The organism is Streptomyces niveus, assembly GCF_001723055.1.
GTDB lineage: Bacteria > Actinomycetota > Actinomycetes > Streptomycetales > Streptomycetaceae > Streptomyces > Streptomyces niveus.
This window is the reverse complement of record NZ_MDCR01000055.1, coordinates 1-15,077: the sequence shown is the minus strand read 5'-3', so window position 1 is coordinate 15,077 and position 15,077 is coordinate 1. Positions and strand designations below refer to the sequence as shown.

The 15,077-nt window shown below is 69.9% G+C and carries 12 protein-coding genes; 6 read left to right on the top strand and 6 right to left on the bottom strand.

The window, feature by feature from the left end; genetic code table 11:
- Positions 1-7 precede the first annotated feature (7 nt).
- On the bottom strand, positions 8-1,207 hold the full coding sequence (locus tag BHU15_RS08270) for a PucR family transcriptional regulator (RefSeq protein WP_107422817.1): 1,200 nt from the start codon (positions 1,205-1,207) through the stop codon (positions 8-10).
- Positions 1,208-1,382: 175 nt separating this feature from the next.
- Here BHU15_RS08270 and BHU15_RS08265 point away from each other — a divergent pair, with 175 nt between their 5' ends.
- Positions 1,383-2,810, top strand: coding sequence for a gamma-aminobutyraldehyde dehydrogenase (locus BHU15_RS08265; protein ID WP_069626584.1), 1,428 nt, complete (start codon positions 1,383-1,385; stop codon positions 2,808-2,810).
- 178 nt (positions 2,811-2,988) lie between these two features.
- On the opposite strand, the gene BHU15_RS08260 is transcribed toward BHU15_RS08265, so the two are convergent.
- Both BHU15_RS08260 and BHU15_RS08255 read right to left on the bottom strand, forming a co-directional pair.
- Positions 2,989-4,236, bottom strand: a complete 1,248-nt coding sequence (locus BHU15_RS08260) for a M20 family metallo-hydrolase (protein WP_247748803.1) — start codon at positions 4,234-4,236, stop codon at positions 2,989-2,991.
- 69 nt (positions 4,237-4,305) lie between these two features.
- Positions 4,306-6,018 carry a thiamine pyrophosphate-dependent enzyme gene (locus BHU15_RS08255; protein ID WP_255293061.1) on the bottom strand — a complete coding sequence of 571 codons (1,713 nt, stop codon included), beginning with the start codon at positions 6,016-6,018 and terminating at the stop codon, positions 4,306-4,308.
- Between the two features lie 373 nt (positions 6,019-6,391).
- Between BHU15_RS08255 and BHU15_RS08250 the strand changes: the two genes are divergently transcribed.
- From BHU15_RS08250 to BHU15_RS08240, 3 genes are read left to right on the top strand one after another with little or no spacing between them, the layout of a single operon-like run.
- A complete protein-coding gene (locus BHU15_RS08250; RefSeq protein WP_209269224.1) occupies positions 6,392-7,798 on the top strand; it encodes an MFS transporter in 1,407 nt (468 codons plus the stop codon).
- Positions 7,795-8,184 carry a RidA family protein gene (locus BHU15_RS08245; RefSeq protein WP_079127996.1) on the top strand — a complete coding sequence of 130 codons (390 nt, stop codon included), beginning with the start codon at positions 7,795-7,797 and terminating at the stop codon, positions 8,182-8,184. Before BHU15_RS08250 ends, BHU15_RS08245 begins: the two co-directional genes overlap by 4 nt.
- Positions 8,181-8,834, top strand: a complete 654-nt coding sequence (locus BHU15_RS08240) for an RraA family protein (protein ID WP_069626581.1) — start codon at positions 8,181-8,183, stop codon at positions 8,832-8,834. Before BHU15_RS08245 ends, BHU15_RS08240 begins: the two co-directional genes overlap by 4 nt.
- A gap of 61 nt (positions 8,835-8,895) precedes the next feature.
- Here BHU15_RS08240 and BHU15_RS08235 read toward each other — a convergent pair whose 3' ends face one another.
- The 3 genes from BHU15_RS08235 to BHU15_RS08225 all read right to left on the bottom strand — a co-directional run bounded on the left by BHU15_RS08235 (position 8,896) and on the right by BHU15_RS08225 (position 13,514).
- The gene (locus BHU15_RS08235) at positions 8,896-9,246 is read right to left on the bottom strand and encodes a twin-arginine translocation signal domain-containing protein (protein ID WP_069626580.1); all 351 of its coding nucleotides are present in this window, start codon (positions 9,244-9,246) and stop codon (positions 8,896-8,898) included.
- 103 nt (positions 9,247-9,349) lie between these two features.
- Positions 9,350-12,325 carry an FAD-binding and (Fe-S)-binding domain-containing protein gene (locus BHU15_RS08230; protein WP_069626579.1) on the bottom strand — a complete coding sequence of 992 codons (2,976 nt, stop codon included), beginning with the start codon at positions 12,323-12,325 and terminating at the stop codon, positions 9,350-9,352.
- Positions 12,326-12,347: 22 nt separating this feature from the next.
- Complete coding sequence (locus tag BHU15_RS08225) at positions 12,348-13,514, bottom strand: pyridoxal-phosphate-dependent aminotransferase family protein (protein ID WP_069626578.1); 1,167 nt, start codon at positions 13,512-13,514, stop codon at positions 12,348-12,350.
- Positions 13,515-13,611: 97 nt separating this feature from the next.
- Here BHU15_RS08225 and BHU15_RS08220 point away from each other — a divergent pair, with 97 nt between their 5' ends.
- Entirely contained in the window at positions 13,612-14,364 is a 753-nt protein-coding gene (locus tag BHU15_RS08220) for an IclR family transcriptional regulator (protein ID WP_069626577.1), read from the top strand.
- 402 nt (positions 14,365-14,766) lie between these two features.
- A partial coding sequence (locus tag BHU15_RS08215) for a transporter permease (protein WP_497209736.1) occupies positions 14,767-15,077 on the top strand: 311 nt, incomplete at its 3' end.

Sequence of the window (15,077 nt, the reverse complement as noted above, 5' to 3'; positions counted from 1 at the left end):
CCTCGCGTCAGTTCTGCGCCGGAGGGACGCCCTGTTCCCGTGCCCGGAGCGCCAGAGCGATCAGTGCCGCGTCCTCGGGACGGCGTACATCGCGCCCCGTGAGTTCATGGAAGCGGTTGAAACGCTGCTGCACCGTGTTGCGGTGGCAGTACAGCGCCGCCGCGGTGTCCACAATGGAACCGCTGCCGGCCAGATGCACACGCACCGTCTCCAGTAGCCGGGCGGTCTCGACCTCACCCGTGCCGACCGTACTCAGCCCGCCCAGCACATCGTCGGCGAGTTCGCCGCTCATCTCGTCGAGCCGGTGCACCAGGACGTCCAGCCAGCTGTCCTCCAGCCTGCGCGGTCCCGACTCACCGACGGGGAGCACCCTCGCGGTGGCGGTCGCGAGCTGAACCGCGCGCGGGACCGACGCCAGCCCTTCCACCACTGGCGACACCCCGCACGGCACCTCGTGCAGCTGCGCCAGCACACTCTGGGGCGTGACCCGGGGCGCCAGTTGGACGGTGAGCACCTCGTCCGAGGCCACCGGCTGCTGCTGGAGGATCACCCCCGCGGCGCGCAGCGTCGAGGTCGCCCGCAGCAGTCTGGCACCGTCCCGTGCGGCTGCGGCCGCACACAGGAAACGTCCCGAACCGTCGAAGCCCAGAGCCAGCGCCGCGTCCCGTACGACCGTCGGATTGCGCCCGGCGTTGTCCAGCAGCCGCGCGAACCACATCCGTCGCTCGTCCTCCGCCCGGCGCCCCATCTCCAGGACCGTGCGCTGATAGGCCCGCATGATGCCGGTCACGTGCCCCTCCACCGCCTCCCACACGTGGTAGGCGGACGCCGCGAGCTGGGCCATGTCCTCGGCCCGCGCACGGCTGACCATCGCCGCCCACACCACCCGGAAGTCCAGCCTGGCCGCGTCCAGCAAGGCCTCCAGCGGTACCCCCTGCCGGGCCCGCCGCTCACCGACCCGTTCGGACACCGACGCCACATCCTCCGGGACCCGGAGCTGGGCGACGTTGCGCAGAAGCAGCTCGAAGGCGTGCCGTGCGGCCTCCTTGAACTCCGGGTCCGGGACCCGGTCCACGTAGGAGCTGCGCACCGGCCGGACGACGTCGATCCACTCCTCGGTCAGGATCTCGATGTCGTCCAGGCAGGCTTTCGCCAGTTGGACGACCATGGGCGTCGGTCCCGGCATCGCGGGGAGCTGATCGTGCATGTGCACAATCTTGGCTCCCTCACCGGTGATGTTTCAACGTTGGCGGTTTGGGCCGTGCACGAAATGCTGAGGACGTACGGAAACCGTACTGTGCCATGTCCCGAAGGAGGCCCGGACAGTGCATCTGACTTGTCTCCCCGGAGCACGGCCGACTACCCGCGCGAGGAGCATCAGCATGTCCGACCTGACTCTGCACAACATCATCGACGGCGAGAGGGTCGAGGTCGCGGCGCGCATGGAGCTGACCGATCCGGCCACGGGCGAGGTCTACGGCAGCGCGCCGCGGTCGTCCGCGACAGACGTCGACGCCGCCGTGTCGGCGGCCCGTCGCGCCTTCGTCTCGTGGCGTCGCTGGACGCCGGCCCAGCGCCAGACGGCCCTCCTGAGTCTCGCCGACCTCGTCGCCGAGCACGCCGACCACCTGCTGGCGGCAGAGGTGCGGAGCACCGGCAAGCCGTCGGAGGCCACACGCGTCGTGGAGATCGACCGCTGTGTCGACCAACTGCGCTTCTTCGCCGGTGCCGCGCGGGTACTGGACGGTCTGGCGGGTGGCGAGTACGCCGAGGGGCACACCTCGTACGTCCGGCGCGAGCCGGTCGGTGTCATCGGCCAGGTGACGCCGTGGAACTACCCGCTGATGATGGCGGTGTGGAAGCTCGGCCCCGCCCTCGCGGCCGGCAACACGGTCGTCCTGAAGCCGTCCGACACCACTCCGTGGTCCACCGTGCTGCTCGGTGAGCTGGCCGCCCGGGTCTTCCCGCCCGGCGTCGTCAACATCGTCTGCGGCGACCGGGACACCGGCCGTGCCCTGGTCGCCCACCCGGACGTGGACATGGTGTCGATCACCGGCAGCACCCGGGCCGGCTCCCAGGTGATGAGCGCCGCCGCGGCCGACCTGAAGAACGTCCATCTGGAACTCGGCGGGAAGGCCCCCGCCGTCGTCTTCGCGGACGCCGATCCGGTACGTACCGCCCGCGCCCTGGCCGATGCCGCGTTCTTCAACGCGGGCCAGGACTGTACGGCCGTCACCCGCGTACTTGTGCAGCGCGAGGCTCATGACGCCCTGCTCGCCGCGCTCGTCGCCGCGGCGCGCGATACCCCGACCGGTGCCCCGTCGGAAGACGCCTTCTACGGCCCCCTCAACAGCGCCGACCAGGCGGAACGGGTCGCGGCGGTCGTCGAAGGACTCCCGGCGCACGCGGTCGTGGAGACGGGCGGAGCCCGCCTGGATCGGCCCGGCTACTTCTTCGCACCCACGGTCGTCTCCGGCGTACGGCAGGACGACGACGTGGTCCAGCACGAGACCTTCGGCCCGGTCGTCACCGTCCAGCCCTTCGACACGGAGGAGGAGGCTCTGGCAATGGCGAACGGCGTCGACTTCGGTCTGACCTCCAGCGTGTGGACCGCAGATCTGGGCCGGGCTACGCGGGTCAGCGCGGACCTGGACTTCGGCTGCGTATGGCTCAACTGCCATCAGGTGATCCTCGCCGAGCTGCCGCACGGCGGCTACAAGCAGTCCGGAACCGGGCGTGACCTCAGCCGTTACGGCGTCGAGGACTACACCCGCGTCAAGCATGTGATGGTGTCCCACACCGCCCCCTGACCGAGGGCCGCAGTACGGAGTACCCCTGCCCGCGCCTCCGTGGGTGGGGTACTTCTGCCCTCACATCGCCGCCGTCGCCCGCTACCGCCAAGGTCACCACGCCGCCGTCCACCGGAGCTGCCACGCGTCCCGGTCGGCTACCGACCGGGACGCGTGGGCGTGAACCCGCCCGGCGGGGTCAGGAGTTGAGCTCGCCGGCCGCCAGTCCTCGTACGACCTCCGTCAGTAGCCTCAGCCCGGCGAGCATGTCCTCGTCGGTGGTGAACTCGAACTCGTTGTGCGAGATCCCCTCCGACGAAGGAACGAAGAGCATCACCGTCGGCACGAGATCCTTCATGTTGATGGAGTCGTGGCCCGCCACCGTCATGATGTCGGTGTGCGACAGACCGAGCCGACCGGCGGCGCGCCGGGCCAGCTCGACCCCCTCCCGCTGATAGCGCGTCACACCCCAGCTGTGGGAGGGGCGGCGCTCGACCGTGACACGGGCGGTCTCCTCGATCCGCGCGATCTCGCTGTGCAGGAGTTCGTCGGCCTTCGCCAGGACGGACTCGTCGGCGGAGCGGAGATCTAGCAGGAGGGAGACCCGCGAGGCCACGACCACCGGCGAGTTGGGGTAGACGTCGAGCTGTCCCACCGAGGTGTGCAGAACACCCGGGAAACGGTTCGCGATCTCGCGCGCCGCGACGACGAGCATGGACGCGCCGAGCAGCGCGTCGCGGCGGTCCTCCATCAGCGTCGCGCCCGAGTGCGCCTGATCGCCGTTCACGACGAACTCGTACTTGTTCGCCGCCCAGCTGGCGGTGACGAGGCCGATCGTCGTGCCCGAGTTCTCCAGATCACGGCCCTGCTCGATATGGATCTCCGCGCAGAAAGCGGGCGTGGGCCCGTCGCCCTCGCCCAGGAATCCGGTCGGCTCCATGGCCTCCAGGACCGATACGCCGGCGCGGTCCCGCGTCGCGAGGGCCTTGTCCAGGGGCAGTTTCCGGGTGAAGACCGAACTGCCCATCATGGAGGGGACGAAGCGCGAGCCCTCCTCGTTGAACCAGTTCACGACGGCGACGTTGAACCGGGGTACCTCCCCGGCGCGTTCCCACTCCTCGGCCAGCCGGAACGCCGCGTGAGCGGCGGCGAGCACGCCGTACGCTCCGTCGAACCTGCCCGCCGTCGGCTGGGAGTCCAGATGCGAACCGACGACCACGTAGGGCGCGCCCGGAACGCGCTCCAGCAGACCGAACTGATTGCCGATCCGGTCGTACTCGACCCGCAGGCCGTACGCTTCGAGGCGCCCCGCGAACCAGCGCCGCTGGTGCACATCGGCCTCGCTCGCCGCCTGCCGGTCGACACCTCCCGCGGGCGTCGAGCCGAAACCGCTCATCGTGGCGAAGTCCCTGATGAACGCCTCGTCGGACTCGGTCGTTGACGTCACTGTGTTTCCTCTCGGGTCGTGCGGTCGTGCGGTCGCGGGCATGCGGTCGGGTGTGCGGGCTGCCGCCGTTCAGGCAGCCGAGGACGGGGTGCGTACAGACGGGTCCTGGAACAGATGGAGTACGGAGGGAAGCCCGCTCGCACGGGCGCGCAGGAATGCGTCCCGGAAGTCCTCCGCAGAGGCGACACGTTCGCCGAAGGCGCCGTACGAACGGGCCCACGCGGCGAAGTCGGGATTGGTCAGGTGCGTCCCCGACGGTCGTCCGGGATAGGTGTTCTCCTGGTGCTCCCGGATCGTGGCGAAGCAGCCGTTGTCGACCACGAGGATGATCGGGGTCGCCCCGTATCCCACCGCGGTTGCGATTTCCTGACCGTTCATCATGAAGCAGCCGTCGCCCGCGACGGAGACGACCTCCCGGCCGGGAAACGCGAGGGAGGCGGCGACGGCGGCCGGTACGCCCATCCCCATCGCACCGTTCCGCGGTGCCACGAGCGACGCCGGGGACCGGTGGGGCAGGTAGCGGGCCGGCCACAGCGCGTGGTTCCCGGCGCCGAAGGTGATGACGGCGTCGGGCGCGAGTTCGGCGCGCAGGATCGCCATCACCTCGGTCATGTCGACGTAGCCGCTCGCCGTGGCGGCGGCGGGCGCAGGGGTGCTGAACCGGAGATACTCTTCCCGCGCCGCCGCGAACCGGCGCTCGTCCACCGCCGCGGACACGGCTGCGGACACGGCCGACACCCCCGACACCTCTGATGTCCGTGGCGTCGCCGAAAGGGCGGTCGCCGCGAGATCGAGTGCGAGGTCCGGCGCATGCGCCGCGATGAACTGGTCGACACGGCCCGCGTGTCCGAGTGCGTCGCCGGGCAGGACGAGCACCGTCTGCGAGTCGAGTCCCAGCCGGTAGCCGTCGCTCAGGACGTCGGAGCGCGGCGTCCCGAGGAAGACCGTGAGATCGGCCGTTTCCAGCAGCGCCGCCGTATGCGCACCGCGGCCGTACCCGAGCGATCCGACGAAGGCGTCGCCACCGTCGAGTTCATGGGGCACCGCGTCGTACGCGCGGAAGTCGGCGACCACGGGCACTGAACGCGCCGCCGCCCACCGGACAAGGGCCTCGCCGCTCTCGGCGGTCCACCCCTCGCCGCCCACGACGACGAGCGGCCTCCGAGCGCCCTCGATCCGGTCGGCCAACTCCTTGAGCTGCGAATCGGACGCGTGCGGACGGGCCACGCGGAGCGGTTCGACGGTGCGGGACGCACAGGCCGTACGGGCGAGGACGTCCTCGGGGAGACCGATCACGACGGGACCGGGGCGTCCGCTCCGGGCGGTGTGGAGGCATTCGGCGACCACCCGGGCCGCGGCCGTGGGGTCGTCCAGCGTGACGACCCTCTTCGCCGTGCTGCCGAACCACCCCGTGAGGTCGAACTCCTGGAACGCCTCCCTGCCCCGGTCCGGTACGGGGATCAGGCCGACGAGGAGCAGCAGCGGGGTCGCGTCCTGGTGTGCGGTGTGGACTGCGATGAAGGCGTTCGCCGCGCCGGGCCCCCGGGTGACGAGCGCGACGCCGGGGCGTCCCGTCAGTCGGCCTTCGGCCAGCGCCATGAACCCCGCGCCGCCCTCGTGCCGCGTCACGACTGTGGAGATGGGCGAGTCGTGGAGACCGTCGAGCACATCGAGGTAGGACTCCCCGGGAACGCCGTACACGCGGCGGATTCCCTCTCGCTCCAGTTGGCCGACGATCAGATGACCGGCCGATACGGACCGCGGGGGAGATTCGACGTTCACGATCGCTGCTCATTCCTTCTCGGGGCGGCGTTTTCCTTCCCATTCTCGGGACCACCCTCGCCCGGGGCACTGGACGTACTCATCCGTGTTGACGTCACTTCACGGTGCATGTGCACACCCGCAGAGGATGTCATCGGTCCGTAACGGGGCATTCGCCCCGCCGAAACCGCTCGGGAGGTCTCGTCGCACGGGGCCGGTGGGGGACAGATGCAAGAGCGGAACCCTCGGAGGGCAGAATGTTCAGTTGCACATCCAGGCGGGGTCAATGGTGTACGAATGCTTCTTGCGGGCGTCCTGGGCGGGACTCAAGGTGGACCAATCCATTCCGCGCAAGCTGAGCCGTCGACGACCCGTGCCCGAAACGGAGCTCTCCATGACGACCCGCATCCCCGAACCAGCCCTGTCCGAAGCCTCCCGCCCGTCCGACCCGCGGAAGATGCGCAAGATCGCCGTCGCGAGCGTGATCGGCACGACCGTCGAGTGGTACGACCTCTTCGTCTTCGGAACCGCCTCCGCGCTCGTCTTCGACAAGATCTTCTTTCCGCAGCTCGACGGCACGGTCGGCACGATCCTGGCCTTCCTCACCTTCGCGTCCGCCTATCTCGCACGGATGGTCGGCGCCGTGGTCTTCGGCCACTTCGGTGACCGGATCGGCCGCAAATCCATGCTGCTCACATCCCTCATGATGATGGGGATCGCGACCTTCGCGATCGGCCTCGTGCCGGACTACAACACCATCGGCGTCGCGGCGCCCTTCCTGTTGCTCGCTCTGCGGGTCGTCCAGGGCCTGGCCCTCGGCGGGGAATGGGGCGGTGCCGTCCTGATGACGGTCGAACACGCGCCGGCCGACCGACGGGGCTTCTTCGGCTCGACGGTCCAGATCGGTGTACCGATCGGAACGCTCCTCGCGAACGGTGTCTTCCTGCTGGTGGCCTGGCAGACGAGCTCGGCCGAACTGCACTCCTGGGGCTGGCGGATTCCGTTCCTGCTTTCCGCGGTCCTCGTCTGCGTCGGTATCTACATCCGGCTGAACATCGAGGAGACCTCGACCTTCCAGGCCGTCCGCGAGGCGGGCGCGAAGGCCAGGATTCCCTTTGTCGCCCTGATGCGCCGGTACTGGCGCCAGGTCCTGCTGGGCGGCATCGCGACGCTCTCCACCGGCTCGACCTTCACGTTGCTGATCACCTCCGGTGTGAACTATGGAACGGACGAACTCGGTCACTCGGAGAGTCTGATGCTCTGGGCGGTCATGGCGGCCTGTGCCATCGCCTTCGTACTGATCCCCTTCTTCGGCCACCTGTCCGACCGCTTCGGGCGCAAGCCCGTCATCTACGCCGGCGTTGCCGCGGAGGCCTTTCTCGCCTTCCCGTTCTTCTGGCTTCTCGACACCGGTTCGGCGCCGCTCGTATTCGTGGCGTACGCCTTGATGGCCGCCGCCTTCTCCGCGAACTACGGCCCCATCGCGACATTCCTGGCCGAGCTCTTCGGCGCCCGGGTTCGATACTCGGGTCTCTCCGTCGCGTACATGCTGTCCGGCCTGTTGGGATCCGCCGCGACACCGGTGATCACCCTGTGGCTGCTGTCGCTCACGGGCAACAGCTCGTCGATCGCCTGGTACATACTCGCGGCTTCGGCGGCGTCGCTGATCGCGCTGTTCCTGCTCTCCGAGACGCGGTTCGGAAGCATCTCCGAGGACGGGGGCGAGGGTGAAGGTGAGGGCGATGCCGCGTCCGTCTCCGCGTCCGTATCCGTGACGGCGGACGCCGAGGCCCGCGTATGAGCGGCATAGCGCGCTTCGCGTCGGCCCCCGGTGTCCCGGCGGCCGTCGGACCGTACGTCCAGGCCACGTCGGCCGGCGGGTTCGTCTTCACGACAGGGCAGATCCCGGCCGCGCCGGGGGAGGAGGCCGGAAGCTTCGAGGACCAGGTGTACGCGACGCTCGGCCATCTCGAAGCCGTGCTGACCGCCGCCGGTTCCGGTCTGGAGCACATCGTGAAGGTCCACGCGTACCTCAGCCATCTCGATCAACTGGGTACCTACAACCGTGTGTACGAGAGGTTCATGGCCTCCAGCCGCCCCGCACGGACGACCGTGTGTGTGGGGCTGTGGGGCGTTTCGATGGAGATTGACTGCATCGCCGTCGTCCCTCCCGAGGCAGACGCGTGACGACGACAGCGCGCACCGGTACGGGCCCCGGGCCGAACGCCGCTCTCCTCGCGCGTGCGGCCGAGGTCGACTTCCCGACTCTCGGCCACTTCCTGGAGCAGGGATTCCTGGATCTGTCCGTCCAGCGGCTCGGGCTCGCGCGGCGCATGATCGGCATCGCCGCCACGCTCGCGCTCCACGAACCGGACGCCGCGACGGTCAACAGGGCGATCGTCGCGCTCCGCCCGGGCGCGGTGCTGGTCATCGACACGGGTGGTGACCACACACACGCGGTCGTCGGAGCGGTGACGGCCGCCGCAGCGCGAGCCCGTGGGGCCTCAGGGATCGTCGTGGACGGAGCGGTCACCGACATCGACGCGCTCCAGGATCCCCGGACGGGCCTTCCCGTCCACGCGCGCGGCACCACCTGCCTCACCACCAAGCGGCTCGACGGCGAACGAGGGCACCGGCAGGTCCCCGTCGAAGTCGGCGGGGCGCGGATCGAGCCGGGAGACGTCATCCTCGGCGACGCCAACGGTGTGATCGCACTGGCACCCGACACGTTGGCCGGCGTGCTGCACCTGACGGAGCGGTCGGACCGCGCGGAACCAGGGCTCCTTCGCCGGATCGGTGAGGGAGCGCCGCTGGATGAGATCCTTCATCTGGGCTGAGTACGAGGACGGCCGGTCCCGAACCCCGACGGTTCGGGACCGGCCGTCGTCACCCCGGACGTCAGTTCAGCGGGGCGGGCGGCGGGGTGCCGTAGAACGTTATCGGGGACCAGCCGCGTGCCTCGGCGAGCGCGGACAGCGCCTCCGCGACCTCGAGAGCGGAGATCCTGTTCGCCGCGGGGGCCTCTTCGATCGCGATGCTGAAGGTCACCCGCAGTGATGCCTCGTTGGTGATGACTCTGCTGAAGCCGGAGAATTCGGTGCCGTTCTGAAACTCGACCGCCGCTGCCGCCCCGGCGTCCCCCGCCTCCTCCGTCGCGGCTGAGGCGGGCGTGGCCGACGAGGCAAGTACCGCCCCCGCCGCGGCTGTTCCCGAGTAGCCCAGCAGCGAACGTCTGGAAATCTTCGACATGTTCCCCTCCTTGGTGATCAGCCTCCCCCCGGAGGCCGATCTTGAGGGTAGGGGACCATTCGCTCGTCAGGTCCTGAATCCGAACTTCCGGATAAAACGGTGGTCACTCGGATGTCACCGCCTCCCACAGCAGTTGGACGGGGTGCCAGGCGTCCCGCGCCGTCCCGTGGAAGATCTGCTGCCGGCAGGACACGCCCGTGGCGACCACCACCGTCTCCGCCGGCTCAGCCGTGATCGCGGGGAAGAGCCGGTCCTCGCCCACCGTCATCGACACATCGTAGTGCTCCGACTCGAAGCCGAAGGATCCCGCCATCCCGCAGCATCCGGCGTCCAGTTCGACCACCGACACCCCGGGGATCCGGTTCAGCAGCGCGACGGTCGCCGCCGTGCCCACCTCCGCCTTCTGGTGGCAGTGGCCGTGGTAGACGAGCGTGCGCCCGGCGAGCCAGGAGTCCTCGCGCGGTCGCAGCCGCCCGTCGTCGATGGCTTCGACCAGCAACTCCTCGACCTGGCGCACCCGCCCGGCGATGTCCTTGACCGCCGGGTCGTCCGGCAGCAGGGACAGATGCTCGTCGCGCAGCGTCATCAGGCACGAGGGCTCGCAGCCCACGACCGGCGAGCCCGCCTCCGTCGCCTTGCTGAGGGTGTCCGCCAGATGGCGGGCCTTGTTCTTCGCGTCGTCCACCAGACCCTTGGAGAGACTCGACCTGCCGCAGCAGACCCCGCTCTCCAGCCGTACGTCCCACCCCGACAGCTCCAGCAGCTGGACGGCCGCCCGCCCGATGTCCGGCTCGGTGAAGGTGGTGAAGGAGTCGGCGAGATAGGTGACGGTGCCCTGGGTGATGGGATGGGTGGTGGTCTTACGGCGCCGGAACCAGCGCGTCAGGTTCTGCCGTACGAAGACGGGCAGCGGTCGCGCCGGGGCGATGCCCACCGTACGGTCCATCAGCCGGCGCACCAGCGGGATGCGCCCCGGCAGGTTGGACAGCGGCGCGGTCGCCGAGCCCAGCCGGTTCAGGAACCGGATCGACCCGAACAGCCGGGAGCGCAGCGGCACTCCGTGGATGTCGTGGTGGTGCGAGAGCGCCTCGCTCTTGAGGGTCGCCATGTCGACACCGAGGGGGCACTCGCTCTTGCACGCCTTGCACATCAGACACAGGTCCAGGACCTCGTGCAGCCGCTCGTCCCCGAGCGCGGCGCGCGGGTCCGGTTCGGACAGCGCCTTGACCAGGGCGGCGGCCCGGCCGCGGGTGGAGTCCTCCTCCTTGCGCGTGGCCATGTACGAGGGGCACATGGTGCCGCTGCCGGACTTACGGCACAGGCCGATGTTCATGCACCGGTCCGCCGCCGCGCGCATGGCGCCCGTGCCGTCGGCGGAGCCCGCGCCCGCGCCGATGACTTCGAAGGAGAGCCGGGTGCGCAGGGGTTCGGCGGGCGGCAGCGCCGCGTCCCGCAGGTTGTCAGTCATGGACGGGGCGTCCACGATCTTGCCGGGGTTGAGCACGTTGTCCGGGTCGAAGAGCTTCTTGACCTGCCGCATCGCGTCGTACAGCGCGTCGCCGAAGATCTCCCGGTTGAACTCGCTCCGGGCCAGCCCGTCGCCGTGCTCGCTGGAGTTGACGCCGCCGTACTCGGCGACGAGATCCTTGATCTCCACCGCGACGCTGCGCATCTTGACCACGTCCGCCGGGTCGGTGAGGTCGAGATACGGCCGGATGTGCAGACAGCCGACCGAACAGTGCCCGTAGAAACCGGCCGTCATCTCGTGCCGGTCGAGGACCTCCTTGAACCTGCGGGTGTACTCGGTGAGATGGATGGGATCGACGGCGGTGTCCTCCACGAAGGCCAGCGGTCGCCTTGTGCCCTCGCTCGCCGCCATCAGCAGGCCGAGCCCGGCCTTGCGGACTTTCAGCAGGGACGCCTGCTGGGCCGGGGTGACCGCCCGCAGGGTGTGGTACCCGTGTCCGTTCCGGGACCAGAGCCCGGTCAGCCGCTTCAACTGGCCCAGCAGCTCGGCCTCGTCGTCACCGCTGAAGGAGACGAAGAGCAGCGCCTCGGGATCCCCGTTCAGGAGGTCGCCCAGGGACGCGTACTCGATCTTGCGGCGGGACAGGTCGAGGATCGTCCGGTCCATCAGTTCCACGGCGGCCGGATCGCAGGCGAGCGCGTCCTGCGTCGCGTCGATCGCCCCGGCCACGGAGGTGAAGTGGCCGACGGCGATCACCGTACGGCTCGGCTTGGGCACCAGGTCCACCAGCGCGCTGGTCGCGACGGCGAGTGTCCCTTCCGAGCCGACGACGAATTTGGCCAGGTCGAAGACGGTGTCCTCGCGCGCCAGCCGGTCCAGCCGGTAGCCGCAGGCGCGGCGCCAGTGGGCCGGGAAGCCGTCCGCGATGGCCGCGTAGTTGGCCCGGACGATCTCGGGCAGCTCCCGGTAGAGCGCGCCCTCCAGGGTGGGGCGCGTGGCCCGCTGCGCGCGTGTCGCCTCGTCCACGCGGTCGAGGCGGACCCGGCTCGCGTCCGAGAGCACCACGTCGAGTTCGCGGACGTGGTCGATGGTCATGCCGTGGCGTACGGATCCGCTGCCGGCCGAGTTGTTGCCGATCATCCCGCCGATGGTGGCCCGGTTGCTGGTCGAGGTGTCCGGGCCGAACATCAGCCCCCAGGGGCTCGCGGCGCGGTTGAGCTGGTCCTGTACGACTCCGGCCTCGACCAGCGCCGTACCGCTGCCGGCGTCCAGCTCCACGATGTTGTTCATGTACCGCGACAGGTCCAGGACCAGGCCGGGGCCGACGGTCTGGCCGGCCAGGCTCGTCCCGGCGCCGCGCGGCACCACGGACACCTGGTGCGCGGCGGCTGCCGCGACCGCGGCGGCGACGTCGTCGGCGTTGCGCGGGAAGACCACCCCGAGCGGCGTGATCGCGTACATGCTCGCGTCGCGTGCGAACAACTGCCTTGTGTAGTCGTCGAATTGGACCTCTCCGTCGAGATCCCTGGCGAGATCCCGCTGGAGCGTGCGGGCCAGCTCCTGGTTCTCCGCGCTCTCGTGGGCGGGGCGCTCGCCCCTGGTGATGGTCATGCAGGTCAACCTCCTCGGTGTGTCAGCCCGCGCTCAGGACGTCCAGCGCCGCGTTGAGCCCGGTGGGATCGACGCGTACGCCTGCCAGTTGAAGACCCATCTGGACCCCGGCGAGCGTGCCCGCGAGGGTCAGGTCGTTGAAGTGCCCGAGGTGGCCGATCCGGAAGATCCGCCCGGCCAGCTTGCCCAGTCCGGCGCCCAGGGACATGTCGAACCGTTCGAGGATGATCTCCCGCACCTTGTCGGCGTCCACGTCCTCGGGCACGAGGACGGCGGTGAGCGCGGAGGAGTGTTCGCGCTCGTCGGCGCAGAGCACCTCAAGTCCCCAGCCCCGCACGGCCGCCCGGGTGGCGGCGGCATGCCGGTCGTGCCGGGCGAAGACGGCGGGCAGCCCCTCCGCCGCGAGCATCCGCAGGGCCTCGTCCAGCCCGTACAGCAGATTGGTGGCGGGGGTGTACGGGAAGAAGCCGCGCCGGTTGGCCTCGATGATCGGCTGCCAGTCCCAGTACGAGGTGCGCAGTCCCGAGGTGCGGGAGGCGGTGAGTGCCTTCTCGCTGACCGCGTTGAAGCTCAGGCCCGGCGGGAGCATCAGCCCCTTCTGGGAGCCGGCCACCGTGACGTCGACCCCCCACTCGTCGTGCCGGTAGTCGATCGAGCCGAGCGAGGAGATGGTGTCGACGAGGAGCAGCGCCGGATGTCCCGTCGCGTCCATCGCCCGCCTGATCTCGGGCACCCGGCTGGTGACACCGGTGGACGTCTCGTTGTGCACGATGCAGACGGCCTTGATCGTACGAGCCGTGTCGGCCGCCAGGCGTTCGGCGACGGCCTCCGGGTCGGCGCCGTGCCGCCAGTCGCCCGGCACGAAGTCGACGTAGAGGCCGAGTTCGGTCGCCATGCGCTGCCAGAGGGTGGCGAAGTGGCCGGTCTCCACGTGCAGTACGCGATCGCCGGTGCTGAGGGTGTTGACGAGGGCCGCCTCCCACGCCCCGGTCCCGGAGCCGGGGAAGACCACGACGGGTCCCGAGGCGCCGAAGACCGGCCCGAGCCGGGCGAGCAGGTTGGTGGTGAACGCGGCGAACTCGGGGCCGCGATGGTCCATCGTCGGTGCCGACATGGCGCGAAGCACCTGGTCGGGGACGTTGGTGGGGCCGGGGATCTGCAAGAAGTGCCGCCCGGTGCGAGTGGTCACGGTGGCCAACTCCCTTGAAAAGCGTGCCACTATGTGGCACGGTGTGTCGTAAGATGGCACGGCGGAGCATATGAGCCAACCACGTGGGAGTCAACGGATGCAGAGCGTTCTCAACGCACTTCGGGTCCTGGAAGAGGTCGCGGCGCGGCAGCCGGTGGGTGTCGCGGACCTCGCCCGCGCCCTCGATCTGCCCAAGAGCTCGGCGCAGCGGGCGCTGCGCACCCTGGACGCCGCGGGCTGGATCCGCCCGGCCGGCGGCGAGGTCACCCGCTGGGTCCTGACCACCAAGGCGCTCCAGGTCGGACGCCGTGCCACCGGCGAACTGAGCCTGCGCGACGTGGCGGTGCCGTTCATGGAGGAGTTGCGCAGGCGCACCGACGAGACGGTCCATCTGACGGTCCCGGACGGCGACAAGGTGGTGCTGATCGAGCGCCTGGAGACGTCGAAGGCGGTCCGGATCATCCTGGCGCTGGGCACGCATCTGCCCTTCCACGCCTCCGCGAACGGCAAGGCGCTGCTTGCCGCGAGCGCGCCGGAGGTGGTCGAGCGCCGACTGGCGGCGGGGCTGGAGGAGTTCACCGCCGCCACCGTCGTCGACCACGACGCGGTGCGCGCCGAGCTGGCGCTGATCCGGGAACGGGGTTACGCGACCAACGGCGGCGAGTGGCGTGACGACGTCTCCGCCGTCGCGGCCCCCGTCCTGGGTGAGGCGGGTACGCCGATCGCGAGCATCAGCGTGAACATGCCGACGAGCCGGATGACCCCCGAGTCGGCCGTCGCCCACGGCAGGCTGGTCAGCGAGACGGCGCGGCAGGTCAGCGCGGCGCTGGGCCACTCCCGCCAGGGATGAACGGCCGGGTGGGTGAACGGGATTGAGCGGTGTGAGGCGGCTTCACGCAGAGGGCCGGGGCCGCCTCGTTCCCGTCGTACGAGAGGGGCCGGCGTCCTCGCCGGAGCACCGCCGGGCCGGACGGATCCCCGTCGCGTCCGGCGCGAAGGAATCCCGCACGACCCTTGACGCCGCCGGAAAAGCTCTTCAATACTCCCGACTGCGGAAATCAATTTCCGTCTGGCGGAATGATTTGCCCACTCCTGGGTTGCTCCAGGGCTGTGGGGGAGTCGTTCACGCGCCGTCTCGTATCCCGGCATCTCCAGTGCCGCGTGCACCCCTCGTCATGCGCCGACGCGCCAGGGCGCCAGCGTGCCCCGGTGCGGCGCGGCATGACCTTCTGCCGACGGCAAGGGAGCCCTCGTGTCAGATCAAGTCATCTCCATCATCGCCCTCGTACTGATCTTCGCCCTCGCGACCTTCTCGGCGGTCCACCTCGGCGTACTCGCGATCGTCGCCGCGTTCATCGTCGGTTCCACGGTGGCGAACGAGTCCAGCGACGACATCTTCTCCGGCTTTCCCGGTGATCTGTTCGTCGTACTGGTCGGCGTCACGCTGCTGTTCGGAATCGCGAAGAGCAACGGCACCGTCGACTGGCTCGTCAACGCCGCCGTGAAGGCGGTGCGCGGCAGGATCGCCCTCATACCCTGGGTCATGTTCCTGGTCACCGCCGT

Bases quoted from the DNA above. Each gene is read 5' to 3' on its own strand.
- BHU15_RS08270 (WP_107422817.1), bottom strand. From the start codon at position 1,207: ATGCACGATCAGCTCCCCGCGATGCCGGGACCGACGCCCATGGTCGTC.
- BHU15_RS08250 (WP_209269224.1), top strand. From the start codon at position 6,392: ATGACGACCCGCATCCCCGAACCAGCCCTGTCCGAAGCCTCCCGCCCG.
- BHU15_RS08230 (WP_069626579.1), bottom strand. From the start codon at position 12,325: ATGACCATCACCAGGGGCGAGCGCCCCGCCCACGAGAGCGCGGAGAAC.
- BHU15_RS08245 (WP_079127996.1), top strand. From the start codon at position 7,795: ATGAGCGGCATAGCGCGCTTCGCGTCGGCCCCCGGTGTCCCGGCGGCC.
- BHU15_RS08220 (WP_069626577.1), top strand. From the start codon at position 13,612: ATGCAGAGCGTTCTCAACGCACTTCGGGTCCTGGAAGAGGTCGCGGCG.
- BHU15_RS08235 (WP_069626580.1), bottom strand. From the start codon at position 9,246: ATGTCGAAGATTTCCAGACGTTCGCTGCTGGGCTACTCGGGAACAGCC.
- BHU15_RS08265 (WP_069626584.1), top strand. From the start codon at position 1,383: ATGTCCGACCTGACTCTGCACAACATCATCGACGGCGAGAGGGTCGAG.